Origin of the sequence: Brevibacterium ammoniilyticum (genome assembly GCF_038429965.1) — a bacterium.
Taxonomy (GTDB): Bacteria; Actinomycetota; Actinomycetes; order Actinomycetales; family Brevibacteriaceae; genus Brevibacterium; species Brevibacterium ammoniilyticum.
The window spans coordinates 73,706-99,184 of the sequence record NZ_BAABNP010000004.1; the positions used below are offsets into that span (position 1 = coordinate 73,706).

Below are 25,479 nucleotides of genomic sequence, written 5' to 3' on the forward strand. Positions count from 1 at the left end.
CGGTTCAGGCGGTGCGTCAGCCGGGTCGGGATCACCGACCGAGCATGTCCGCGGCGGCTCGGGAGTCCTCGGTGATGTGGATGAGGGTGGGTCCGGGGTGCTCCATCGCCGAGGCGAGCGCCGCCGTGAGCTCGCCCGCACCGTCGACGTGGACGCCCCGTGCGCCCATCGCCTCGGCGAGTGCGGGGAAGTCGGGGCCGCGCAGGACGACGCCGGAGGGGGTGTCCCCGCGGTCGACCATCTCGTTTCGGATCTCCCCGTAGCCGCCGTTGTCGACGATGACGAGGGCGACGGTGACCTCGTCCTGGACGGCGGCGGCGAGTTCGGCGATCGTGAACATCGACCCGCCGTCGCCTTCGACGGCGACGACACGCGCCCCGGGTTCGGCGAGCTTCGCTCCGATGCCCGCCGGCAGCCCGTAGCCGAGGGTGCCGGCACCCGCCGGGTAGAGGAACCGGTCGCCAGGCCTCGCCCGCCACCCGGTCTGAACGCCGTAGTAGCAGGCCATCGTCGAATCCGCGGCGACGATGACCGGCGACTCGGCGAGCGCGGTGAAGGCGTTGAGGCCTTCGCACAGTTCCGCCCACGGTTCGCCCTCCCGGGCTGCCGCCTCGGCGACGGTCTCCGCCAGATCCGAACGCCATCGGCGGGCGGCCTCGACGGCTGCGGCGCTGCGTCGGGTGCGGACGGCCTCGGCAAGCAACGCCGAGGCGTCGGCGGCGTCGGCGAGGATCGGTGCGGTGACGACGGCGTTGGTCAGCATCTGCTGTTCGTCGATGTCGATGCGCACGACGGTCTCCGGCACCGGGAGGGGTGCGGGCCAGAAGTCGCTGGGGGCGAGTTCGGTGCCGATGGCGACGACGGCGTCGGCCTGCTCGAGGACGGTCGGCAGCTCCGGCAGGAACCCGATGGCTCCGAGCACGGAGGGGTCGGAGTCGGAGACGATTCCCTTCGCGTTCGAGGACAGGATGATCCCCGCCCCGAGCGCCCCGGCGAGACCCGCGATCGCCTCACCGGCCCTACGCGCCCCGGCCCCGACGATGAGCAGCGGACGCTGGGAGTCGGTGAGCGCCTCGGCGGCGGTCTCGATCGCAGCAAGATCGACCTGCGGGTGCGGACGGGCCACGGCAGGGTGGTCGACGCCGGGCCCGGTGGCTTCGATGAGGTCGAGCGGGATCTCGATGTAGGCCGGGCGCGGTCGGCCCGAACACATCGCGGACAGGGCCTGACCGACGGCGAGCGGTACCTCGCCGACGCTGCTCACCCGGTGGCTCTCGCCGAGGACCGCCTCGATCGCCAGCCCCTGGTTGCGGACCTCGTGGAGGAGTCCGTTGCCGCGTCCCGGATGGTCGAGCGGCATGCCGGGGCTGATGAGGAGGACGGGCACCGAATCCGTGTACGACTGCAGGAGCGCGGTGAGGGCGTTGAGCGCTGCGGGTCCGGTCGTCGTGACGACGACCTGGACGTCCCCGCTCGTCCGTGCGGCCCCGTCGGCCATATAGCCTGCGCCCTGCTCGTGGCGTGGGGAGACGATCTCGATGCCGTGCTCGCTCAGCTGCGCGAAGATCTCGAGGTTGTGGGTGCCGGGGATGCCGAAGACCCGGGTGATGCCCTCCGCGGCCAGGGCTCTGGCCAGGTGGCCGCCGCCGGTGGTGATCATGCTTGCGCGTCCCTTCTCATGGGTGAGATGTGCTCACGGGCTCGGAGTTGTCGTGTCCGACGGTGTCGAAGTTGTCGTGTGCTGCGACCTCCGCTGCGCTCGGTGCGCCGGCCCCCTCGTCCTCGGTCGCAGCCGGATCGGTGAGGACGAGGGCGTCGACGGCGATCGCGCCGGTCTCCCCGACCCGGACCGGGTTGATCTCGACCTCGGCGATGGCATTGTTCGCCGCGATGAGGCGGGAGACGGAGACGACGACGTCGATGAGCGCCTCGAGATCGCGGGCGGGCCGGCCGCGCCACTTCTGCAGCAGCGGGAAGCACTTGAGATTCGAGAGCATGTCGTGGGCCTCGGCCCGTGACACGGGAGCGAGTTCTAGCCGGGTGTCACCGTAGAGCTCGGTCTCCGTCCCGCCTGCCCCGACCATGACGATGGGACCGAAGTTCTCGTCCTGCCGCCCGCCGACGAGGATCTCGACGACGTGATCGCGTGAGTCCATCTCCTCGACGATGTACTCCCCCTCGCCGAGGCGGCCCACCATGTCCGTGTGCGCGGCCTCCAGCGCGGTGACGTCGGGAAGGCCCAAGGCGATGCCTCCGACCTCGGTCTTGTGCGCAGGCCACCCGGCTTTGAGGACGAACGGCGGGTCGATCCCGGCCGCGGCGACCGCCTCGGCGAGGTCCTCACCGGGGCCGACAGCGGCTGCACGGGGCACCTCGACGCCGGCCGCGACGATCGTGTCCCGGGCCGCGGCGTAGCCGGGACCCCACGGGGTCACAGCCCCCGAGAGCTCGAGCGCCTCGGCGATCCGACCGGCATGGGAGGAGTAGAACACGGCACGCGAGAGCACCCGCACCGTCGTGTCGATCGAGCGGTAGCAGGGCACGGCGCGGGACCACATGTCGGCCACGGCCTGGGAGTCGGCGCTCATCGAGTGGACGAGCAGGGGCTTGCGGTGCTCGCGTGCCGCCCGCCCGAGCTCCTCGACCTCGGCCAGCTCGGCGGTGAGGAGTTCGGGAGCGTTCTCCCCGTAGCAGCCGAAGTAGCCGCTGAGGACGACGGCGTCGACGGAGTCATCGGCGAGGAGTTCGGCAACGACCCGGGCGTAGATGCCGAGGTCCTTTTCTCCTGCGCCGTCGAGGTCGACGGGGTTGTCGATGTGTCCGGCCTCGGGCAGGAGCGCTTCGATGCGGGCCCGCACGTCCGCCGCGACGGGATCGACTCTCAGCCCGTGGACCTCGGCCATGTCCGCGGCGATCGCGCCCTGCCCGCCGGAATCGGAGACGATCGCGACCCGCGGGCCGGCCGGCAGCCATGAGGAGGCGAAGAATCCGGCGAGTTCGACGATCTCCGAGGGCGAGGACAGCCGGATCGCCCCCGCCTTGCGGCACGCGGCGTCGACGGCGTCGATCGCCGAGGTGAGCGCCCCCGTGTGGGAGCGCGCCAGCCGTCTGCCCGCATTCGAGGCGCCGGTGGTGAGGATCATCGTCGGTTTGCCCGCCGCGCGCAGGCGCTGCATCGCGGACACGAGTGCCGCGCCCCCGGTGAACGATTCGAGGTAGAGGGCGACCTGGCTCGTGTTCGGGTCGGTGACGAGGGAGTCGAGGATCTCAGCGGCCCGGACGTCGGACTGACCGCCGATCGAGGCGAACCGGGAGATCCCGAGGCCGCTGCGGGCCGAGAGCGTGGCGATCTCGGAGCCGAGCTGTCCGCTCTGGGTGACCACGGCGAGCGAACCGGGGGTGAAGTGGCCCCAGGCGAGGAGCAGGTCCGCGCCCGCATCGACGAGACCGAGCGACCCGGGGCCGATGAGTCGGGCGCCAGCTGCCGTGATCGTCTCGGCAAGCTCTGTCGCCTGCGGGACCCGGGTGGAGACGATGAGGAACGCGCGCACACCGAGATCGAGCGCCTCGGCGACGAGGGCCGGCACGCCGGGTCCGGGCACGGAGATGACGAGGAGTTCGGGTGCTTCGGGCAGCTCGGACAGGCTCGCGTGGACGGGTGCGCCCTGGATCGAGGTGGCCCGGGCGTTGATGAGGTGGACGCGGCGCCGGTCGGCACCGGTCAGTGCTCCCGCGGCGAGCCAGAAACCCCACTTCGCCGGGTCGTTCGAGGCTCCGAGGACAGCGACGCTGCTGGGATCGAAGAACGGGTCCACGTCGGGTCTACTCTGCGCCCGCCGAGGCTGATGATCCCGCCGAGGCGGGCGTGCCCTCTGAGGCAGCCGATCCCACTGAGGGCTCCCGCCCGCTCAGAGTCTCGAGGTTCGCATCGACCCGCGCCTGCGCGGCTCGCCGTGGGCTGATGCCCGCGTCCTTGGCTGCGGTGAGCACCTCGGTCGTCAGCGCGGTGAGGGTGTCCTCGATGATCGTCCGGCTCTGCTCCCAACTGCCGTCGATGTCGCCGAAGGCGACCCACCACCACCACGCGTTCGTCGCGGAGTTCGCGAGGAAGTCGGGGACGATGACGACTCCGCGTTCGGCGAGCATCGCCTCGGCCTCGGGCAGGACGGGCATGTTCGCGGCCTCGACGATGTAGGAGGCGCGGATCCGCTCGCAGTTGTCCGGGGTGATCGCATAGCTGACGGCGGCGGGGATGAGGATGTCGCAGTCGGCGGCGAGCCACTCGTCCCTGTCGGTGACCTTATCCTCCGGTCGCAGCGCGTCACGGGAGACACCGCCGAAGGGATCGCGGGTGGCGAGCAGGGCCTCGACGTCGAGTCCGGCGGGGTTGGAGACGAGCCCGTCGGCGTCGGCGATGCCGACGATCCGGACCCCCGCCTCGGCGAGGAAGCGGGCGGTCGCCCCGCCCATCGACCCGAACCCCTGGATGACGGCGGTCGTGCCCTCCGGGCTGCGGCCGTCAGCGGTGAGCGCGGCGATCGCCGAGGTGGCCACCCCGAGTCCGCCGACGAGCTCATCCTGGGGCATGCCCGCAACGATCGTGTCGAACGCGGTGATCGACCGCCGACCGGCCTCCTCGGGGTCGTCCATGAGCTTCTCGACGGCGCTGATCCCACTGCCGAGTCCGCGGCGGGCGAGGATCTCGTCGATATCGTCCTGCCGCACCCCGAGGTCCTCGCCGAGCGCCCAGTACGTGCGCATGATCGGGTTGAGGTCGACGAGGAAGCGTTCGAGGACGTCGAGTGCGCCTTCGGCGCGGGGGTCGAAGTCGATGCCGCCCTTCGCGCCTCCGACGGGCACGTACTTCCGGCCGGGCACGAGGTGGATCGCCTCCTTGCGGGTCATCCCTTCGGCCAGGCCGCGCACCTCCTCGAGCGTGCAGCCCTGACGCATCCGCAGACCACCGGAGGCCGCCCCGCGCACGAGGGTGTCGACGACAACGAAGCCGCGGGTGCCGGTGACGGGATCCTGCCAGGTGATGTCCATGAACATGGGGCCTCCGAGGTGGTGTGCACGAGCGCTTACTGAACCACGGTTCAGTAAGATTCCGACACCAGTCTGTCGCCTTGGACCGGGGCGCGTCAAGAGCGCCGCAGAGGCTTTCTCCTCAGTCTTCGCCGCGGCCGAGCAGGGAGTCGGCGAAGTCGGTGACCCAGCCGATCATCGTGGCTCTTTCGACCTCGCCGCCGCGGACGAGAAGGCGCACGGAGAGACCGTCGAGGAAGGCGAGGATCCGGGTCGCCGCAACTGTGATCGCGTCGCCCGAGTCCCCGTCGCCCGGAATCGCTTCGTCCGGGTTCACGTCAACCGGGTCGCCGTCGCCGTTGCCCGAGTCGTCGCCGTCGTCGCCCGCGCTGTCGTCGACGGCGAACTCCCCGGTCCCGACGCCGTCGCGGATGACTCCGGCGAAGACGGCGTGCCATTCCTCGTCGAGGACGGTGAGAGTCGACCGGATCTGCTCGTCGAAGAGGGCGGACGACCACGCGTCCATCCAGATCGTCCAGCTGCGGGTCGACCCGCTGGGCAGATACCACGTGAGCAGACGCGTGAGCCGCTCGGTCGCCGGCTCGTCGTCGCCTGCGATCTCGCGGGCGAGGACGAGATCGTTCTCCCCCGCATGGGCGAAGGCGGCGGCGACGAGGGCTTCCTTCGTCTGGAAGTGGTAGATGACGAGGCTGGGGCTCAGGCCCAGGCGCGCGGCGACGTCGGCGACGCGCAGGGCCCGCAGCCCGGTCGTCTCGATCTCGTCGATGGTGGCCGCGAGGATCTCCTCACGGCGCGCCGAGGCGCTCTTGCGACTCATGCTCGACTCCTCCCTCTCACTCCGGCCACGCCTCCCCACTTCCGCGGCGCGTCCCTACCGGCGTTCAGTCCTCATCGGCGTTCAGTCCTCATCGGCGAACAGACCCGCCGGCACTCAGTCCCGCAGGGCGACGTCGGTGGGCGGTCCCACGAGGGAGAGCGCCTTGGGCTGGCCGAGCAGCTGCCCGGCCATGCCGGAGACCTGTTCGGGTGTGACCGAGCGGATCCGTTCGATGAGGTCGAGCGGGGGTTCGATCGGGATGCCGAAGATCTCGGCTCGGGCCAGGCGGTTCATCCGCGCGGCCGAGGATTCGAGTCCGAGCACCATCGACCCCGAGAGCTGGGAGACGATCTCGTCGAGTTCGGCGCGACTCGGTGCGCGTTGGGCCAGCCGGTCCCATTCGGTCAGTGCGAGGTCGAGGACGGCCTGGCCGTTCTCGGGGCTGCAGCCGGCGTAGATCCCGAAGGTGCCCGCATCGGTGAATTGGCTGGCCGTGGCGTTGACGGCGTAGGCGAGTCCGCGCTCCTCGCGGATGCTCTGGAACAGCCGCGAGGACATCCCGCCGCCGAGCAGGGTGAGCAGCACGGAGTAGACGAACCGGTCCGGGTGGCCCTCGGGCAGTCCTTGGCAGCCGAGCAGCATCCCCAGCTGCTCGGTGTCCTTCGACGTGTGCGAGCGCCCGGTGTGGAAGACGGGTTCGGTCCGCGCCGAGGCGGCCGCGTGCGGACGTCCGCCCGCCCCGATGATGCCGTTCCCGCCGATGATGCCGTTCCCACCGAGGCTGTCCGCGGCAGCCGTCGCCTCCGGGGCGACCGTGGTGGCGAAGGCGCCGGTCTCGGCCAGAGCGGCCTCGACCATGCCGACGACCTCTGCGTGGTCGGCACCTCCCGCGGCGGCGATGATGAGCTGGCCCGGCACGTACGTCGAGGCGTAGTGGTCGAGCAGGGTGTGGTGGCCGAGGACGCGGATCTGCTCCTTCGTCGCTCCGACCGGTCGGGCGAGCGGGTGATCGCCGAAGACGAGGGCGTCGAAGTCCTCGAAGAGCACGTCGCCCGGATCGTCGGCGGCCATCGCGAGCTCTTCGATGATGACGCCGCGTTCGCGTTCGAACTCACCGGGATCGAGGGTGGAGTCCGAGACCATGTCGAGCAGCAGCGCGGTGATCGCGGGCAGGTCGGTGACGAGGCACCGCGAGTAGTAGCAGGTGAATTCCTTCGCCGTGATCGCATTCGAGTCCCCGCCGGTGCGGTCGAAGGCGGCGGCGATGGTCAGGGCGTCCTTCGTCGAGGTGCCCTTGAAGAGCATGTGCTCGAGGAAGTGGGTGGAACCGGCCGTCGCAGCCGATTCGTCACGCGAACCGGCCGCGACCCAGATGCCGATGGTCTCGGAGGCGAGTCCCGGCATGTGCTCGGTGATGACGGTGAGACCACCGGGGAGGACGGACCGAGCGATCGGTGCGTCCTCCCCGGTGTGCGCTGAGCGGGAGATCAGTTCTCCGACTCCTCGTCCGATCCCTCGGCGCCCTCGGACTCGTCATCGCCGTCGACGACGGGAGCGAGCGAGAGCTTGCCGCGGTCGTCGATCTTCGTGATCTCGACCTGGACCTTCTGGCCGACGCTGACGACGTCCTCGACGTCCTCGACGCGCTTGCCGTCGTTGAGCTTGCGCAGCTCGGAGATGTGCAGGAGACCGTCCTTGCCCGGGGTGAGCGAGACGAAGGCGCCGAAGCTCATCGTCTTGACCACGGTGCCGAGGTAGCGTTCGCCGACCTCGGGGACCTGCGGGTTGGCGATCGCGTTGATCATCGACCGGGCCGCCTCGGCGGAGGTGCCGTCGGTCGCGCCGATGAGCACGGTGCCGTCGTCCTCGATGCTGATGTCGGCGCCGGTGTCCTCCTGGATCTGGTTGATCATCTTGCCTTTGGGCCCGATGACCTCGCCGATCTTGTCGACCGGGATGGTCACCGAGATGATCCGCGGTGCCGTGGCAGCCATCTCACCCGGGGCGTCGATGGCCTCGGCCATGACGTCGAGGATGACCATGCGGGCCTCACGGGCCTGCTTGAGGGCGGCGGTGAGCACCGAGGAGGGCAGACCGTCGAGCTTCGTGTCGAGCTGGATCGCGGTGACGAAGTCACGGGTGCCGGCGACCTTGAAGTCCATGTCGCCGAAGGCGTCTTCGGCACCGAGGATGTCGGTCAGCGCCGCGTACGCGGTCTGCTCGCCCTGGTCGGTGGAGATGACGTCGGAGACGAGGCCCATGGCGATGCCGGCCACAGGGGCGCGCAGGGGCACACCGGCGGAGAGCATCGACAGGGTCGAGGCGCACACCGAGCCCATCGAGGTCGACCCGTTCGAGCCGAGGGCCTCGGAGACCTGACGGATCGCGTACGGGAACTCCTCGCGGCTGGGCAGCACGGGCACGAGCGCCCGCTCGGCCAGTGCCCCGTGGCCGATCTCGCGGCGCTTGGGGCTGCCCACACGGCCGGTCTCACCGGTCGAGTAGGGCGGGAAGTTGTAGTGGTGCATGTAGCGCTTGCTCGTCACCGGCGAGAGCGAGTCGATCTGCTGCTCGAGCTTGAGCATGTTCAGCGTGGTGATGCCCAGGATCTGGGTCTCACCGCGCTGGAACAGGGCGGAGCCGTGGACGCGCGGGATGACGTCGACCTCGGCCGAGAGCGGACGGATGTCCTTGAGTCCGCGTCCGTCGATGCGGATCTGCTCGGTGAGGATGCGCTTGCGCACGATCTGCTTCGTCAGGGCGTTGAGCGCCGAGGCGATCTCCTTCTCGCGACCCGCGAAGCGCTCGCCGAGCTTGTCGAAGAGCTCCGCGAGGAGCTCTTCGCCGGCGGCTTCGCGCTCCTGCTTGTCGGCGATCTGGAAGTTCTCGGTCTGCTTCGCCTCGGCGAGCTCCTTGACGGCCTCGAAGACGTCGTCCTGGTAGTCGCGGAAGACGGGGAACTCGACGGTCGGCTTCGCGGCGAGGTCGGCGAGCTCCTGCTGGGCGCGGCAGAGTTCGGCGATGAAGGGCTTCGCGGCTTCGAGGCCTTCGGCCACGACCTCCTCGGTGGGGGCCTTGGCACCGGTGGCGACGAGGTCGAGGGCGTGGTCGGTGGCTTCGGCCTCGACCATCATGATGGCGACGTCGTCACCGACCATACGACCGGCGACGACCATGTCGAAGACGGCGTCGTCCAGCTGCGAGTAGTTGGGGAAGGCGACCCACTGGCCGTCGATGAGGGCGATGCGCACGCCGCCGATGGGGCCGGAGAACGGCAGACCGGAGAGCTGCGTCGACATCGAGGCCGCGTTGATGGCCAGGGCGTCGTAGAGGTGGTCGGGGTTGATCGACATCACGGTGACGACGACCTGGACCTCGTTGCGCAGGCCCTTGACGAAGGACGGGCGCAGCGGGCGGTCGATGAGGCGGCAGGTGAGGATCGCGTCGGTCGAGGGGCGGCCCTCACGGCGGAAGAACGAGCCGGGGATGCGGCCGGCGGCGTACATGCGCTCTTCGACGTCGACGGTCAGGGGGAAGAAGTCGAAGCCCTCGCGGGGGTGCTTGCCGGCGGTCGTGGCCGACAGGAGCATGGTGTCGTCGTCGAGGAAGGCGACGGCGGAGCCGGCGGCCTGGTTGGCCAGGCGTCCGGTCTCGAAGCGGATGGTGTGCGAGCCGAAGCGACCGTTGTCGATCGTTGCGACCGTGGATTCAGGGGTGGTTCCCACGTAATCTCCTTGTTCGATGCCGGACGCGGCAACAGAGGGTCGCCGCCCCGGCGGGCAGTGTCTCAGACGCCATGGAACCGGGGCCGGTCATCGATCGGGGCCCACGGAACCTGTCCCGCACGGGGTTGACTCCGGAGGCCACTACCGAGGACCGAAACGTCCATGGGCGTCCGCCGGTCAGTCTACCGCAGGTGGCCTGTCCGGACGGTGAGCCTGCTCCCAGCCGCCGCTCACCCGCGCTTCGTGGTGTGAATGCGACGAACGCCCCGCCGAGGTGGCGGGGCGTTCGTCAGGTCTGTGTCCGCTCAGCGAGGCTGAGCCGGCCGAGGAGTCCTCGGCCGAAGGACGTCAGCGGCGCAGACCGAGGCGCTTGATGAGCGAACGGTAGCGCTCGATGTCGACCTGCTGGAGGTACTTGAGCAGACGACGGCGCTGACCGACGAGGAGCAGCAGGCCGCGACGCGAGTGGTGGTCGTGCTTGTGATCCTTGAAGTGTTCGATGAGATCCGTGATCCGGCGGGTCAGCAGGGCAACCTGAACCTCGGGAGAACCGGTGTCGCCCTCGTGAGTTCCGTATTCCTTGATGATCTCCTGCTTCGTGGCAGTGTCGAGAGCCATGGAGTTCTCCTAACGTTTCGTTGCGCGGCGTCGGAACCTGACAGTTCCGGCACTATGGGACCGCGGCCGGTGAAAACGGCAGAGATCAGCTTATCAGGTGTGGAGGACCTCGCGCACATCGGCGATGTCCTCGTGCATCTGCGCGATGAGCGCGTCGAGGCCCGTGAAGGCCACCTGACCGCGGATGCGGGCGACGAATTCGAGGACCATGTGCCGGTCGTAGACGTCGAACTCCCCGAACTCCTTGTCGAGCACGTACGCCTCGACCCGACGGTCGCAGCCGTTGAAGGTGGGGTTCGTGCCCACGGAGATCGCGGCCGGGAACGGGTGGTCCTCACCGGAGAAGCTCGCCCAGCCCGCGTAGACGCCGTCGGCGGGGATGAGGCCCTCGCCGTCGGCGGAGAGGTTCGCCGTAGGGAAGCCGAGGTCGCGGCCGCGGGCGTCGCCGTGGACGACGGTGCCCTCGACCCGGTGGTAGCGGCCGAGCTGATCGGCCGCCTCGGCGACATCGCCTGCGATGATCTGGTCGCGGATCCGGGAGGAGGAGAACCGTCCCCCACGTCCGACCTCGTCGATCGTCACGGTGGTGAAGCCGTAGACCTCGCCGAGGCGGCGCAGCGTGTCGATGGTGCCGGCGTTGTCATGGCCGAAGCGGACGTCGTCGCCGACGACGACGCACCGGCAGTCGAGGCCGTCGACGAAGTAGCGGGAGACGAACTCCTCGGGCGTCTGCGCGGCGAAGTCGAGGTCGTAGGGCTGGATGAAGAGGGCGTCGATGCCGGTCTCGGCGATGAGCTGCGACTTCTGGCGGATGCTCGTGATCATCTGCGTGGGCGTCTGCGGCTGGTGGATCGTGCGCGGGTGCGGGTCGAAGGTCATCGCGACCGAGCGCAGTGAGTTCGCCTTCGCCTCGGCGGCCACGGCCCGCAGCACGGTCTGGTGGCCACGGTGGACGCCGTCGAAGTTGCCGAGGGTGATGACGGTGCCGATGCCGTCTCTGGGGACCTCGTCCAGTCCGTGATAGATCTCCACTCGAGCCCTGCTCCTTCCGTGCACCGACTCAGAGTATCGCAGAGGTGTGGCGCGTGCGAACCGCGGCTCTCAGGCGAGGCGAGCTCTTCTGAGAACGTCGATCCAGATGCTCATGCGCCGCCTCCATGTGGGGCCGCGCCTTCCGCAGCCGACATCGCCTGGTCGCCGGCTTCACGCAGGTGAGTTTCGGCCAGGCGCATCGCAGCGGCGACGATGTCCGCACCACCCTGGGACAGCACTCGGGACACTGCCTGCTGGGAGACGTCGAACTGCGATGCGATGGCCGCCTGCGGCGCATCGGGCGAAGTCAGTCGCGCAAGGATGTACCGCATCGATTCGGGCCGCATGGTCTCCACGGTCCACACCAACGTCCGCAGGGCTCCCTCCGCCAGACCTCCCGCAGCAGTGTCACCGCCTGAGTCGACAACAAGATGCGCCGGCGCGTTCTTCGCAGCCTCGACCGCGGAACGTGCGCGATAGAAGGCATCACCGTGAGCTTCTGCCGCCATCTCGGGAAGCGGGGTGTCGACAGGTCCGATGCCGATTCCGATGTGCCATCGCCGCAGCTGCGCCGTCAGCAGCACGGCCATGGTCGCTGCACCGGGGTCATCGATGACCCCCTGCGCCTCATCGCCGATCGTCCGTGCGAAGGGCAGCACGGTGGGCACACCGGCGAGGGCGGTAAGCAGAGTGGGTACATCATCGCCGTCTGACCGCGATGCCCACTGATCGATCGTCATGACATACATGAGTCCAGTAGAGCAGACTCCAGTGAAGCTTCACAAGAGATTTGATTGTATTTTCCTATTACAAGCTTTTTGCTTGTAACTTGGATCCACACGTCGCCCCCTTGTGACCACGGTTCCGCTCAGGCGAGGCCGATGGCGAAGGCGGTGCGGGATTTGAGGCTGCTGTCCCCGCGGATCTCCGCGACCGAGACGAGTTCCCCGTCGCCGATGACGGCCACCTCGGCACCCGATGCCAGCGCCTCTCCCCCGGATGCCCAGGGGCCGGCGAGGGACTTGCCCTGCATGAGGGCCTTCGCCCCGGCGGCATCGACGCTCACGGTCGGCAGGAGGGCCGCGGCCGCCTCGGCGAGGGGAAGCAGCGGCGGTGTCGGAGAGTCGAGGTCCTCGGGGATCGTCACAGCCGCCCCGAGGTCGAAGGGCCCGACCCGGGTGCGGCGCAGTGCGGTGAGATGTCCATGGACGCCGAGGTCGGCGCCGAGGTCGCGGGCCAGTGCCCTGATATACGTGCCCGAGGAGCAGTCGACGACGACGTCGACGTCGATGTGCCCGGCACCGAGGTCGCGGCGGGTCTCAAGGATGTCGAAACGGTCGATCTCGACCCGGCGGGGCTCGAGGACGACGTCCTCACCGGCGCGCACCCGGGCATAGGAGCGCTTGCCGTCGACCTTGATCGCCGAGACCGCGCTGGGCACCTGATCGATGGGACCGCGCAGTGCCGCGACGCCTGTCTCGATGTCGGCATCGGCGACCGCCGCGAGGACGGCGGGGTCGGTGATGAGGTCGGGTTCGGAGTCCGCATCGTCGGTCGGAGTGCCCGCGCCGAGGCGGATCGTCGCATCGTAGGTCTTCGAGACCCCGGTGATGTGGCCGAGCAGCTTCGTGCCGCGGCCGAGCCCGAGGACGAGGACGCCCGTGGCCATCGGGTCGAGAGTGCCGGCATGGCCGACCTTGCGGGTGCCGAACCACCGGCGGATGCGCGAGACCACAGCGTGGGAGGACAGCCCCTGCGGTTTGTCGCAGACGAGGATGCCCTGTGGGGAAGAGTCGTTCACCTGAGGCTCGGGTCGAAAATCAGTTGAACGAGGCGTGGACGTGGTCCATGTGGTTCTGCGTCGCCGAACCGCGGTCCTCCATCGACTTCCAGCCGCGACCGGGCATCCAGATGCGCTGTTCGAAGATAACGTACTTGACGTTGAGCGCCTTCGCGTTCTTGATCAGGTACTCGGAGATGCGGTCGCCGGTCGACCCGGCGATCATGATGTCGACGGCCTCACCGGTGTAGTGGTCAGAGGTGCCCGAACCCGAACGGCGTCCACCGTAGGTCTTGACCTCGGGGAACTTCGCGCACACGGCGCGGTAGCCGTTGACCGCGTTGGGCAGGAGGGTCGACTCGATCGAGGACGAGACCTTGCACGGGGGCGTCTCGACGCCCGACGGGGTGCTGCCGGAGCTCTTCGAGGACTTCTCACTCGAGCCCTTGCTCGCCTTCGCGCTCGAGGACTCGGTCGGCTCGGGCTTCGGGGTCTTGACGTTGAGCGTCGTCTTCGACGTCTTGTTCTTGTACTTGGGATCCTTCTTGATGTCCTCGATGTACTTCTCGCCGGCCTCGTCGCGCTGCTTCTCGATCTCCTCCTGGCTCACACCGGTGGAGGCGGTCGCTTCCTGCTGCGTCGTGCTCGCGGCCTCGGTCGTCACCTCGCCGGTCTGCGGCGGTCCCATGACGACGGTCGAGCCGACGACGGCGGCCGTGGCGGCAGCCGGCACAGCGATCGCTGCGACGACGGGCCGCTGCTTGACCGTGGCGAGCACCGACGTGGCCGTCGAGGGGGCATCAGCCGAGTGCCGGCCCGTCGAGCGCTTGGCCGCGGGAGCGAGGTCCCGGAACAGCTGCTTGGCGAAACCGGGCTTTGGTGAGGAGTGCTTACCCAATGCAGAAATCCCTTAACAGAGTCGTAATCAGATCGTTACCCGAAAAAGTCTAGACCATCTCGGAAAGATAACAAAACTGTTACGCAGGATTTTTCTGCCCGCTGTGAGCACCCTCGCATTCCGCACCCGATCCGGGGCCCGTCTCGGCGGGACGGGCCGGTGAGGTCAGGGCACGCGCCATACGGCCCTGACCTCGACGGACGGCTCAGGCCTCGTCGGTCTCCGTCTCGGACCTCCGGTAGGGATCGGCGTCCCCGGCCGGCTTCGCATCCTTCTTGAGATCGGCGATGCGCGCGTCGTCGGCAGCGGCTCGAGCGAGGAGGTTGTCGAGGCGCAGGGCCTCCTCGGGGACGGCGTCGGCGATGAACTCGAGGCTCGGGGTCAACCGGATCGTCAGGCCCTTGCCCACCTCGGAGCGGATGAAGCCCTTCGCGGATTCGAGGGCCTTGCCCGTGGATTCGAGGTCGGCGCCGTCGCCGTAGACGGTGTAGAAGATCGTCGCGTGCTGGAGGTCGCCGGTGACGCGGACATCGGTGACGGTGACGAAGCCGAGCCGGGGATCCTTGAGCCTGCGTTCGATCGTGCTCGCGACGATGACCTTGATCTGGTCGGCGATCTTGCGTGCGCGGGTTGCGTCTGCCATGTGCTGTCCTTTGTCCGTGCCGGTGGGACACCGGCCTGTGCTGGAAAGAAGTCTACGGGTCCGACAGCGGCCGGTGCGTGAACGCACCGGCCGCCGTCTGTCATCGCCTCAGGACTCAGTCGCGAGGCTTCTCCTGCATCTCGAAGGTCTCGATGATGTCACCGACGCGCAGGTCGTTGAAGGTGCCGAGTCCGATACCGCACTCGTAGCCTTCGCGGACCTCGGTCGCATCGTCCTTGAACCGACGCAGCGATTCGACCTTGAGGTTGTCCCCGATGACCACGCCGTCGCGGGTGACCCGCGCCGACGAGTTGCGGGTGATGACCCCGGAGCGGACGATCGAGCCGGCGATGTTGCCGAACTTCGAGGACCGGAAGACCTCGCGGATCTCCGCGGTGCCCGTCGAGACCTCTTCGAACTCGGGCTTGAGCATGCCCTTGAGCGAGTTCTCGATGTCGTCGATCGCCTGGTAGATGACCGAGTAGTAGCGCACGTCGACGCCTTCGCGGTCGGCCAGGTCGCGGGCCTTGGCCTCCGGCCGGACATTGAAGCCGATGACGATAGCGTTGTCGACGGTGGCGAGGTTGATGTCGTTCTCCGTGATCGCACCGACGCCGCGGTGGATGATCCGGAGGTCGACCTCGTCGCCGACGTCGATCTTGAGCAGCGAGTCCTCGAGCGCCTCGACGGCACCGGAGACATCGCCCTTGAGGATGAGGTTGAGCATGTCGACCTTGCCCTCGGCGAGTGCCTTGGTGAAGTCCTCGAGGCTGATCCGCTTGCGGCCACGGGCCTGGGCGGCGTTGCGCTCGATGGCGTCGCGCTTCTCCGCGATCTGACGGGCCGTGCGGTCGTCATCGGTGGAGATGAACGAGTCGCCGGCACGCGGGACGGAGGACAGGCCGAGCACCTGGACGGGACGCGAGGGTCCTGCCTCGGTGACGGCGTTGCCGTTCTCGTCGAACATCGCACGCACACGTCCGAAGGCGGTGCCGCAGACGATCGCGTCACCGGCACGCAGGGTGCCGGACTCGACGAGGACGGTCGCGACGGCGCCGCGGCCCTTGTCGAGCTTCGCTTCGATCGCGATGCCGCGGGCGGCCTTGTTCGGGTTCGCCCGCAGGTCGAGTGCGGCATCCGTGGTGAGCAGGACCGACTCGAGGAGCTCGTCGATGCCCTCGCGCTTGAGCGCGGAGATCGGGACGAACATCGTGTCGCCGCCGTATTCCTCGGCCACGAGGTTGTACTCGGTGAGCTGCTGCATCACCTTGGCCGGGTTGGCGCCGTCCTTGTCGATCTTGTTCACCGCCACGACGATCGGCACGTTCGCCGCCTGCGCGTGGTTGAGCGCTTCGATCGTCTGCGGCATCACACCGTCGTCGGCGGCGACCACGAGGATCGCGAGGTCCGTCGACTTCGCACCGCGGGCACGCATGGCGGTGAACGCCTCGTGACCCGGGGTGTCGAGGAAGGTGATCTGACGCTCGGCGCCCTCGTGCTCGACGGCGACCTGGTAGGCGCCGATGTGCTGGGTGATGCCGCCGGCCTCACGGGCGACGACGTTGGCCGAGCGGATCGCGTCGAGCAGCTTCGTCTTACCGTGGTCGACGTGACCCATGACGGTGACGACCGGCGGGCGGGCGACGAGATCGTCGTCGTCCTCCTCGGCGGCTTCGGCGTCGAGGTCGATGTCGAAGGTCTCGAGCAGTTCGCGGTCCTCGTCCTCGGGAGAGACGATCTCGATCTTGTAGCCGAGCTCCTCACCGAGCACCTGGAAGGTGTCCTCGTCGAGGGACTGGGTGATCGTCGCCATCTCGCCGAGGTGGAAGAGCACCGTGACGAGGTTCGTCGGGTCGGTGTTGATCTTCTCGGCGAAGTCAGCCAGCGAGGAGCCGCGGCGCAGGCGCAGCGGAGTCTCGCCGTCACCGCGCGGAACGGTGACGCCGCCGATCGACGGTGCCTGCATCTGCTCGAGCTCGGCGCGCTTGGCCCGCTTCGACTTCCGGCCCTTCTGCCGGGGTCCGCCGCCGCGACCGAACGCACCCTGGGTGCTGCCGCGACCGCGACCGGAACCGCGACCGCCGCCGCCGGGGCCTCCGCCCGGTCCGCGACGACCTGCCGGGGCGTTGCCGGGAGCGCCCGCGGGGCCTCCCCCGGGTCCACCGGCCGGAGCGTTGCCGCGACCGCCGCCGCGTCCCCTGCCGGGGGCGGGCTTGTTCAGCGCGGAGTTCTTCATCATCGACGGGTTCGGACGCGGGGCGCCCGGACGCGGTCCGGCAGCGCCGGCCTCACCGGCGGGACGCGGAGGACGCTGACCCGGCTTGGGCATGCCCTGCGAGTTCGCGAACGGGTTGTTGCCGGGGCGGGCACCGCCCTGGCCACCTTGACGGCCGCCGGGCTTCGGGGCGCCGGAGCGTCCGCCGGGCTTCGGCATGCCCTGGGAGGCGGCGAAGGGGTTGTTGCCGGGACGCGCTGCCGCGCCGCCGGAGCGACCGCCGGGCTTCGGGGCACCGGGCTTGGCTGCACCCGGCTTGGGTGCGCCGGCCGGCTTCGGAGCCGCGGGACGTGCGGGCGCCTCGTCGGCGGCCGGTGCCGGTGCGGCTTCGGGTGCGGGCTTCGCGGCAGGCTTGGGAGCCGACTTCGCGGCGGGCTTCGCCGGGGTCTCGGCCTTCGCCGCCGGCTTGGCTCCGGGCTTCGCGGCGGGCTTGGCCGCCGGGGCTCCGGGCTTGGCCGCGGACTTCTGGCCGGGCTTGGCGGCCGGCTTCTTGGCGGTCTCGCCGCCGGCCTTGCCTGAGGCAGGCGCGGAATCGGCGAATGCCTCCTTCACCCGTCGCACGACGGGGGCTTCGAGAGTCGAGGAGGCGGACGAAACGAATTCGCCCATGTCCTTGAGTTTCTCGAGGACGATCTTGCTGGTTGTGCCGAGCTCTTTCGCGAGCTCATGGACACGGGGCTTTGCCACAGTTCTCCTGTCCGGGTTCCTTCCCGGTCAGGAAAGAACCTCATCAATGAAGAGCAGGTCTCATTACACTGCTCTCTCGAATTCCGGTGAGGGTGTCATCGCACGACACTCACTACTTGTCATCCATTCTTGGCTACCCGTTCAGTCTGGGTTCGGTGTCCGGCTTCGGGAGATCCGAAGCGGTGATCTTCGTTCGAAACGCTCGAGCGAAGGGAGCAGATGTCCGTGCCTTCTCCAGGCACTTCGCATCCGGGTGCATCCAGGCTCCCCGTCCCGGCAGTGTCGCTGACACGTCGTGGACGATGGCCGGCTGCTCGTCGGGGCGATACACGAAGCGTGTGAGTTCGTCCCGATCCGCTGTCTGCCTGCAGGCGATGCACGTCCGTTGAGGTGCACCGCCAGCATTCACAGTCAACAATTCTACAGCACTTCTATTCCGCCCGGCGCCACCGACCGACGTGGTCGGGATCACGCGATGGCGCTCAGGCGCCTTGTCAGCGACCTGCCGCCGCACCTCAGTCTTCGGCGACGATGTCGATCTTCCAGCCGGTGAGCTTCGCGGCCAAGCGGGCGTTCTGCCCTTCCTTGCCGATCGCCAGCGAGAGCTGGTCGCGCGGCACGACGGCCCGGGACTCCTGGTTCGCGGCATCGAGGATGTCGACGCGGGTCGCCTTCGCCGGGGACAGCGCGTGGGCGACGAACTTCGCCGGGTCGTCGCTGTAGTCGACGATGTCGATCTTCTCCTGACCGAGTTCGTTCATCACCGCGCGCACCCGGGAGCCGAGTTCGCCGATGCATGAGCCCTTCGCGTTGACCCCCGGCTTCGTCGCCCGCACGGCGAGCTTCGTCCGGTGGCCTGCCTCACGGGCGAGCGAGACGATTTCGACGGTGCCGTCGGCGATCTCGGGGGCTTCGTGGGCGAAGAGCCGACGTACGAGGTTGGGGTGGGTGCGGGAGACCGTCACCGAGGTGCCCTTGGGTCCCTTGTGGACGTCGGCGATGTAGACGCGCAGTCGGGTCCCGTGCTTGTACTCCTCGCCGGGGACCTGCTCGTGCGGGGGCAGGACGGCTTCGACCTCGCCGAGGTCGACCTGAACCATCTGCGGATCTCGGCCCTGCTGGATGATGCCGGAGACGATCTCACCCTCACGGCCTTTGAAGGACCCGAGCAGGGTCTCGTCCTCGACGTCGCGCAGCCGCTGGTGGATGACCTGGCGCGCGGTCTGCGCGGCGATGCGGCCGAAACCGGTGGGGGTGTCGTCGAATTCGCCGATCGGGTTGTCGTCGTTGTCGAACTCGACGGCCCAGATGCGGACCTCGCCGCTGGACTTGTCGAGTTCGGCCCGGGCATCGGGCCACGCCCCCTCGGTCTTCTGGTAGGCAAGGAACAGTGCCTGCTCGATGAGTTCGATCAGAGTGTCGAACGGGATCTCGCGCTCACGTTCGATGACGCGCAGAACATCGAGGTCGATATCCATGGCCCTTATCCTCTCCGGCCCCTGGGTGCGCAGGCGTGCTGTCGTGCCCCGGGAGCATTGAATTGTCGGTGTTCACTTATGCAGGCAGAACAGTCTATCGCAGTCGGGCTCACCGGAACTTCAGCTCCACCTGAGCCTTGACGATGTCGTCAATACCCACGGTCCGCTTCTCCTTCCGAGCCGGATCCGTGCCGGTGATCGCCTCCTCGCCGACCTCCTCGAGATCGAGCTTGAAGTTCTCCTTCTTCGTGCTCACGTCGAGGCGGCGTCCCAGGACCCGCCGGAAGTGCCGCGGGCATTCGAGCCTGCGGGTCGCCCCGGGGCTCGTCACCTCGAGCTGGTAGGGCTTGTCGCGGAAGATCTCGACGGTCTCCAGGGTGTCGCCGACGATCCGCGTCGATTCCGCGATCTTGTCCATCGACATCGGCTCCGCACTCGACTCGTCGAGGTCGACGACGACGGTGAGCGTGCGCCGCTGTCCTGCTGCCACCGCCTTGACGGTCTCGAGGTGGAATCCGGCCGCTGCCAGGGGTTCGCGCAGCAGTCCCTCGATCCGTGCGACGTCCTCGTCCATGCTCTCTCCGATCCTCTCCTCGGTTCCCGTTCCCGTCCCGATAGACAGCCTGATCGCCTGGTGCCTCGGGCACCCTGGCGACCGTCCCGTCACCGGTTCATCCCACCCTATGCGAGACCCCGGGCAGATGCCCGGCATCGGCTACGATTGGCCTATGCGTTTTCCCGTCAGTCGTCGTTCCGTCCTCATCGTCGGCGCGGCAGGGGCGGGACTCGGTCTCCTCTCCGGGTGCGGACTGCGCCTCGACACTCCCCCGGACGTTCCTCGGCTCGACGCCAGTGAGGCGCTGCGCAACCGCATCGCCCGCATCCTCGCCCAGACCACCGTGTCCGACGGCGATCCCGACACCGCCGGGGAGGATCTCCAAGCGTTCCGGGCGGCGATCGGTCCCGAATGGGCCCCGCCGACTGAGCTTGCCACAGAGGCTCCCCCGACTGAGCAGCCCCGGACCTTCATCGAGGCCGCCGAGGCGGTGTCGAGTGCCGTCTTCGACGTCGTCGCCGATCTCGGATCGGGTCTCATCCCCGTCCTGACCGATGTCGCAACCGGGTGCGCGCTCACCGCGGGCACCGTGCGCGGCCAGATCCGTGACGGCGCGGACTCCCGCATCCGCGCCGCCTTCGTCGACGCCGACGACGATGCGACTGCCCCTCCCACCGAGGCGGCCGATGGGTCCGAGGAGTCCGCGAGCCCTCCGGCAGGGGCGAAGGAGTGGAACACGATCCTCGATCAGGCGCGTGCGGCCGCGTACGGCTATGAGCGTCTCGCGGTGCGCTTCGACCGGAAGAGCCGGGAACGTCAGAGTGCCGTCGCCCGGCTCGAGTCGCTGGGCTCGCTGGCCGGTGAGATGCTGGAGAACCTCGGCGAGAAGGCGGCGAACCCCGACGCTCCGGCCTGGACGCTCGACCCCACCCCGACGGATGCGCGCTCGGCGGGGCAGCTCGCGCTCAACCTCGAAGACGCCGTGACGGCCGCACTGCTGCCGTGGCTGCGCACCGAACCCCGCGCGGCCCTGCGGCTGTGGGAGTCGGCCAGGGCGCGTGAGGTCTTCGCCGCCCCCCAGCCTCTGCGCTATTCCTACGCCGACGGCCCGCAGACCGCGGGAGCCCAGACCGCGGGAGCCCAGACCGCCGGAGCCCAGACCGCTGGAGCCCAGTCTGCCGGAGCCGGGACGTGAAGGTTCCGCCCGTCCTCTACCGGTCGACGCGGGACATCATCGGCACCGCACGCACCGACGCGTGGGTCTCGGCGCTCGACTTCATGGCCAATGAGCTCTGCGACCGGTGGAACCTCCGCTTCGACGAGGTGCCCGGTTCCCCGTGGGCGGGCTGCGAGAGCCTCGTCATCCCCGTCCTCACCCAGGAGAACTACCAGGGGGTGCTCCGGTTCGCGGCCCCCACCTCGGCGCATACGGCCGCCCATTCCCAGGCGCTGCGCGCGCTGAAGATGTGGAACGGTCACGGGGCGGTGCGGGTGATCAGGGACGATCGCAGCTTCCGGGTGACACTGCAGGAGCGGCTGCGGACGAAGGCGAACCTCTCCGTGCTGCCGCTGCCCGATGTGCCTCCGGTGTGGGGTGCACTGCAGAAGTCGCTCGAGATCCCTGCGGGCCCGGACTTCATGCGCGTCCAGGACATGGCCACCGGGTGGCTGTCGACGTTCGAGGCGGACACGGCGCTGCTCAGCGGCTGGTCGGAGACGGGGCGTGAGGACGGGCACGTGCTCTCGTACGCCCGGACGTGGATGCACACGCTCGCGGCCTCGGAGGAGAACTGGCTCATCCACGCCGACCTCCACTACTACAACATCCTCGCCGGCAACCCCGACGCCTCGGGGGTGGCGACGTGGAAGGCGATCGACCCGCAGCCGCTGTCGGGACCGACCGCGTACACGATCGCACCCGTGCTGTGGAACCGCCTCGGCGAGATCCCCGCGCGCATCCCCCGTGATCAGGCGGCCTGGCTGCGGGGCTTCGCCGCCGATCTCGCCGTCCATGCCGGCATCGACCCGCAGTACGGGATCGGTGCCGCGGTCGCCCGTGAGGTGACGAACATGTTCTGGTATCTGCGCTCGGCCCGCGGCGGCTCACCCGAGTCGCTCGCCGATGCGGCGCGCTCGCTGTGGGTCGCCCGCGCCCTCTCGGGCGCCGACGTCGCAGGCGTCGACGCGCACGCCCTCAAAGCCATCGGCTGAAGCGGGCCCCTCGCCCGCGCAGCGGCGGGCCTCAGAGACAGCGCGCCGTCACCGGATGAGGTCGGTGACGACGTCGTAGCCGAGCTTGAGCACCATCGCCGAGACCACGACGATGAAGACGATGCGCACGAACCCCGAGCCCTTCGCGATCGCCGTGCGCGCCCCGATGATCCCGCCGGTGACGTTGCCGGCGGCGACGACGAGACCGAGCAGCCACACCACCTGGCCGTCGGGGACGAAGTAGACGAGCGCGCCGAAGTTCGTCGCCCAGTTGACGACCTTCGCCGTCGCCGAGGCCTGGAGGAAGGAGAAGCCGATGATCGAGACGAACGCGATGACGAGGAACGATCCGGTGCCGGGCCCGAGCACCCCGTCGTAGATGCCGACGATGAGCCCGATGAGCCACGACAGCGCATGGTGGCGCTTCGAGGTCTCCCCGAACCGGAGGCTGGCATCGGCGCCGAGGCTGGGGTTGAGCAGGGTGAAGAGTCCGACGGCGACGAGGGCTGCGAGGATGATCGGGGTGAACAGCTGACTCGGCACGAGGGTGGCCAGCTTCGCCCCGAGGACGGCGCCGAGGAACGCGGTCGCCGCCGCGGGGATCGTCGCCGACCGGTCCGGGGTGACCCGTCTGAGGTAGGTCACCGCCGAGGCGGTCGTGCCGGCGATCGACCCGACCTTGTTCGTCGCGACCGCCTGCACCGGGGTCATCCCCGGCACGAGAAGGAGCGCCGGCAGCTGGATGAGTCCCCCACCGCCGACGACCGCGTCGATCCACCCCGCCAGTGCCCCTGCGGCGAGCAGCCACAGGAGCATGACGAGGGTGACGTCGATGCCTCCGGTGAGGACCTCGCTCATCGCCTGCGGGTCAGGCCCGGGGTGCGGAGTCCGCCTCGGCGGTCTCGGCGGCGGCCTCGGCATCGTCGATCGCGGCTTCGATCGCGTCCTCGGTCACCGCGGCGTCGCCTGCCGCAGCCGCCCGGGCGTACGCGGCACGGATGTCGGCCACGGTCGTGGGAACCACCTCGGCGAGGGGAAGCTCACGCTTCTCATCGGCGAACCGGTTGCGGAGTTCGACGACCCCGTCGGCCAGGCCGCGGCCGACGACGATGACGGTGGGGATGCCGATGAGCTCGGCGTCGGCGAACTTGAACCCGGGCGAGACCTTCGTGCGGTCGTCGAGGAGGACGCTCACGCCCTCGGATTCGAGGTCGGCGGTGAGCTGCTCGGCCGCCTCGGCGATGTCCTCGCCCTTGCCGGCGGCGATGATGTGGACGTCGGCGGGGGCCAGATGCTGGGGCCAGAGGAGACCGGCATCGGTGTGGTACTCCTCGGCGATGCAGGCCATGACCCGGGTGACTCCGAGGCCGTAGGAGCCCATGGTCACGGTCGTCGCCTTGCCGTTCTGGTCGAGGACGGTGAGGTCGAGGGCTTCGGCGTAACGGCGGCCGAGCTTGAAGATCTGGCCGATCTCGACGCCGCGGGCGAGTTCGAGGGGACCCGAACCGTCCGGGGCGGGATCGCCGATGACGACCTCGGCGGCTTCGATCGTGCCGTCGGCGACGAAGTCACGGCCGGCGACGAGGTCGAAGACGTGCTTGCCGTGCTCGTTGGCTCCCGTGATCCAGCGGGTGCCGTCGACGACGCGGGGGTCGAGGAAGTAGCGCAGCTTCGTGGCGCTCTCGGCCCCGAGGACCGGGTTGTCGAGGTCGAGGCCGGGGCCGATGTAGCCCTTGACGAGTTCGGGGTGCATCGCGAGGTCCTCGGCGGTGGCGGCTTCGAGGTCGACCTCACCGTTCGAGAGCATGCCGGTGCCGGCGGCCCGGTCGAGATCGACTTCGCGGTCACCGGGCAGGCCGATGACGATGACCTCGCGGGTGCCGTCGGGATGGGTGAGGGCGCAGACGACGTTCTTCAGCGTGTCCGCGGCCGTCCACTCGCGGTCACTGCGGGGGTGGTTCGCGTTCGCGGCGGCGACGAGGGTCTCGATCGTCGGCGTGTCCGGGGTGTCCTCGACATGGGCGGCAGGGGTGCCCTCGTAGGGGATCGCCGCGGGCACGATCGAGGTGACGGCTTCGACGTTCGCGGCGTAGCCGCCGGGCGAGCGGACGAACGTGTCCTCGCCGACCTCGGAGGGGTAGATGAACTCCTCGGTGCCCGAGCCGCCCATCGCACCCGGGGTCGCCTTGACCGGCAGGCAGGGCAGGCCGAGGCGGGCGAAGGCGCGCAGGTAGGCCACGCGCATCGCCTCGTACGCGGCGTCGAGGCCGGCATCGTCGATGTCGAAGGAGTACGCGTCCTTCATGATGAACTCGCGTCCGCGCAGCAGGCCTGCGCGGGGGCGCGCCTCGTCGCGGTACTTCGTCTGGATCTGGTAGATCGACAGCGGCAGGTCCTTGTACGACGAGTAGAGGTCCTTGACCAGGAGGGTGAAGAACTCCTCGTGCGTGGGCGCGAGGATGTAGTCGTTCTTCTTCCGGTCCTGGAGGCTGAAGAGGTCGGGGCCGAAGGCCTCCCAGCGGCCGGACTGCTTGTACACCTCGGCGGGCAGCAGCGACGGGAAGTGGACCTCCTGGGATCCGGCGCGGGCCATCTCCTCGCGCACGATCGCCTCGATGCGGCGGAGCACGGCGAGCCCGAGCGGCAGCCACGTGTAGATGCCCGGGGCGGCCCTGCGGATGTAGCCCGCCCTGTGCAGCAGCTTGTGGCTGGCGACCTCGGCACCGACCGGGTCTTCCTTCTGTGTCCGCACGAACAGCGACGACATGCGCAGGGCCATGGGTGTGTCTCCTTGGGCTGGGGGTATCAGTCGAAGACTATCCGCACGCGTGCGCGCGCGTCCATTCGCCGCCGCGGGGTTCGTTTCTCCCCCGCTCAGCCGGGCAACTAGACTGGTCAGCGCTGTCGATTCCGTTGACCCGATCGTGAAGAGCATGCCTGACACCACCCAGCTTTCGCAGTTTCCGCGGCCCTCGGTCGCCGTCGACACTGCCGTCCTCTGCCCGGTTCCCGACCGTGGCCTCCATGTGCTCCTCACCCTCGCCCGCGACGGGCACTGGCAGCTGCCCGGCTCGATCCTGCGTCCGCAGGAGCGTCTCGCCGAGGCGGTCGCCCGGTGCCTGCGCGAGAAGGCCCGCCTCCTCGACCGCTCCCCCGTCCAGCTCCACGTCTTCGACCAGCCCGACCGCGACGACCGCGGCTGGGTGATCTCGGTCGCCCACCTCGACGTGCTCTCGGCCGATGATGTCGGCCTCGCCGAGGCGGCCGGCGGTGACGATGGCGTGCCTGGGGCCGAGGGTGGCGAGTCCGGTGAGTCCGGGGCCGACGGTGGCGACGGTGCGGAGTCCGGCGCGGAGTCCGGGCTCGCCCGCAAGCTCGTGCCCGTCCATGCCGTCCACGAGCTCAGCGAGGAGCATCAGGAGATCGTCCGCGTCGCCGTGCACCGGCTCCGGGCGTTGCACGAGCGCACCCCCGACCCGTTCGGTCTGCTGCCCGCGGAGTTCTCGCTGCGCCAGCTGCGCGCCCTGCATGAGGTCGTCGCCGGGGAGGAGCTGCAGGCGGACACGTTCCGGCGCACGATGTTGCCCCTGCTCGACGCCACGGGGCGCGCGGTCACACAGGGCCGTGGTCGCCCCGCGCAGACCTTCACCCGCCGCTCGGAGATCGCGCTGCGCCAGGATGCCCGGGGCGGTCTCGATGGAGAGTGAGCCCAG

General features: G+C 69.3%; 21 protein-coding genes. 3 read left to right on the top strand and 18 right to left on the bottom strand.

What is annotated here, in order from left to right; all coding sequences use genetic code 11:
• Positions 1–31: 31 nt before the first annotated feature.
• The 16 genes from AAHA49_RS05980 to AAHA49_RS06055 all read right to left on the bottom strand — a co-directional run bounded on the left by AAHA49_RS05980 (position 32) and on the right by AAHA49_RS06055 (position 19,573).
• Complete coding sequence (locus AAHA49_RS05980) at positions 32–1,660, bottom strand: thiamine pyrophosphate-dependent enzyme (RefSeq protein WP_342037589.1); 1,629 nt, start codon at positions 1,658–1,660, stop codon at positions 32–34.
• A 16-nt stretch (positions 1,661–1,676) separates the two neighbouring features.
• Positions 1,677–3,815, bottom strand: a complete 2,139-nt coding sequence (locus AAHA49_RS05985; RefSeq protein ID WP_342037590.1) for an acetate--CoA ligase family protein — start codon at positions 3,813–3,815, stop codon at positions 1,677–1,679.
• Between the two features lie 7 nt (positions 3,816–3,822).
• A complete protein-coding gene (locus tag AAHA49_RS05990; protein WP_342037591.1) occupies positions 3,823–5,052 on the bottom strand; it encodes a glutamate dehydrogenase in 1,230 nt (409 codons plus the stop codon).
• 115 nt (positions 5,053–5,167) lie between these two features.
• A complete protein-coding gene (locus AAHA49_RS05995; RefSeq protein WP_342037592.1) occupies positions 5,168–5,863 on the bottom strand; it encodes a TetR/AcrR family transcriptional regulator in 696 nt (231 codons plus the stop codon).
• Positions 5,864–5,977: 114 nt separating this feature from the next.
• Positions 5,978–7,375 carry a M16 family metallopeptidase gene (locus AAHA49_RS06000; protein ID WP_342037765.1) on the bottom strand — a complete coding sequence of 466 codons (1,398 nt, stop codon included), beginning with the start codon at positions 7,373–7,375 and terminating at the stop codon, positions 5,978–5,980.
• Positions 7,351–9,588: a polyribonucleotide nucleotidyltransferase gene (locus AAHA49_RS06005; protein WP_342037593.1), complete on the bottom strand. Its 2,238-nt coding sequence runs from the start codon at positions 9,586–9,588 to the stop codon at positions 7,351–7,353. Before AAHA49_RS06005 ends, AAHA49_RS06000 begins: the two co-directional genes overlap by 25 nt.
• A 348-nt stretch (positions 9,589–9,936) precedes the next feature.
• Complete coding sequence (gene rpsO / locus AAHA49_RS06010; protein ID WP_342037594.1) at positions 9,937–10,206, bottom strand: 30S ribosomal protein S15; 270 nt, start codon at positions 10,204–10,206, stop codon at positions 9,937–9,939.
• 93 nt (positions 10,207–10,299) lie between these two features.
• The gene (locus tag AAHA49_RS06015) at positions 10,300–11,238 is read right to left on the bottom strand and encodes a bifunctional riboflavin kinase/FAD synthetase (protein ID WP_342037595.1); all 939 of its coding nucleotides are present in this window, start codon (positions 11,236–11,238) and stop codon (positions 10,300–10,302) included.
• Between the two features lie 110 nt (positions 11,239–11,348).
• On the bottom strand, positions 11,349–11,987 hold the full coding sequence (locus tag AAHA49_RS06020) for a hypothetical protein (protein ID WP_342037596.1): 639 nt from the start codon (positions 11,985–11,987) through the stop codon (positions 11,349–11,351).
• A gap of 119 nt (positions 11,988–12,106) precedes the next feature.
• Entirely contained in the window at positions 12,107–13,039 is a 933-nt protein-coding gene (gene truB, locus AAHA49_RS06025; RefSeq protein WP_342037597.1) for a tRNA pseudouridine(55) synthase TruB, read from the bottom strand.
• A gap of 19 nt (positions 13,040–13,058) precedes the next feature.
• Positions 13,059–13,916 (bottom strand): VldE C-terminal domain-containing protein, encoded by an 858-nt coding sequence (locus tag AAHA49_RS06030; RefSeq protein ID WP_342037598.1) that lies wholly within the window; start codon positions 13,914–13,916, stop codon positions 13,059–13,061.
• A gap of 205 nt (positions 13,917–14,121) precedes the next feature.
• A complete protein-coding gene (gene rbfA / locus AAHA49_RS06035; RefSeq protein WP_342037599.1) occupies positions 14,122–14,559 on the bottom strand; it encodes a 30S ribosome-binding factor RbfA in 438 nt (145 codons plus the stop codon).
• 115 nt (positions 14,560–14,674) lie between these two features.
• Complete coding sequence (infB, locus tag AAHA49_RS06040) at positions 14,675–17,521, bottom strand: translation initiation factor IF-2 (protein ID WP_342037600.1); 2,847 nt, start codon at positions 17,519–17,521, stop codon at positions 14,675–14,677.
• A 133-nt stretch (positions 17,522–17,654) separates the two neighbouring features.
• Positions 17,655–18,035 carry a YlxR family protein gene (locus AAHA49_RS06045; protein WP_342037601.1) on the bottom strand — a complete coding sequence of 127 codons (381 nt, stop codon included), beginning with the start codon at positions 18,033–18,035 and terminating at the stop codon, positions 17,655–17,657.
• Position 18,036: 1 nt separating this feature from the next.
• A complete protein-coding gene (nusA, locus tag AAHA49_RS06050) occupies positions 18,037–18,999 on the bottom strand; it encodes a transcription termination factor NusA (RefSeq protein WP_339393533.1) in 963 nt (320 codons plus the stop codon).
• Positions 19,000–19,108: 109 nt separating this feature from the next.
• On the bottom strand, positions 19,109–19,573 hold the full coding sequence (locus AAHA49_RS06055; protein WP_342037602.1) for a ribosome maturation factor RimP: 465 nt from the start codon (positions 19,571–19,573) through the stop codon (positions 19,109–19,111).
• Positions 19,574–19,727: 154 nt separating this feature from the next.
• Between AAHA49_RS06055 and AAHA49_RS06060 the strand changes: the two genes are divergently transcribed.
• Together AAHA49_RS06060 and AAHA49_RS06065 are read left to right on the top strand one after the other, a co-directional pair.
• Entirely contained in the window at positions 19,728–20,750 is a 1,023-nt protein-coding gene (locus tag AAHA49_RS06060; RefSeq protein ID WP_342037603.1) for a hypothetical protein, read from the top strand.
• The gene (locus AAHA49_RS06065; protein ID WP_342037604.1) at positions 20,747–21,766 is read left to right on the top strand and encodes an aminoglycoside phosphotransferase family protein; all 1,020 of its coding nucleotides are present in this window, start codon (positions 20,747–20,749) and stop codon (positions 21,764–21,766) included. Before AAHA49_RS06060 ends, AAHA49_RS06065 begins: the two co-directional genes overlap by 4 nt.
• Before the next feature lie 48 nt (positions 21,767–21,814).
• Here the strand turns inward: AAHA49_RS06065 and AAHA49_RS06070 are convergent, their stop codons facing one another.
• Together AAHA49_RS06070 and AAHA49_RS06075 are read right to left on the bottom strand one after the other, a co-directional pair.
• Positions 21,815–22,624 carry a TSUP family transporter gene (locus AAHA49_RS06070; RefSeq protein WP_342037605.1) on the bottom strand — a complete coding sequence of 270 codons (810 nt, stop codon included), beginning with the start codon at positions 22,622–22,624 and terminating at the stop codon, positions 21,815–21,817.
• A 10-nt stretch (positions 22,625–22,634) separates the two neighbouring features.
• On the bottom strand, positions 22,635–24,545 hold the full coding sequence (locus AAHA49_RS06075; RefSeq protein ID WP_342037606.1) for a proline--tRNA ligase: 1,911 nt from the start codon (positions 24,543–24,545) through the stop codon (positions 22,635–22,637).
• 154 nt (positions 24,546–24,699) lie between these two features.
• Between AAHA49_RS06075 and AAHA49_RS06080 the strand changes: the two genes are divergently transcribed.
• On the top strand, positions 24,700–25,473 hold the full coding sequence (locus AAHA49_RS06080; RefSeq protein WP_342037607.1) for an NUDIX hydrolase: 774 nt from the start codon (positions 24,700–24,702) through the stop codon (positions 25,471–25,473).
• Positions 25,474–25,479: the final 6 nt, after the last annotated feature.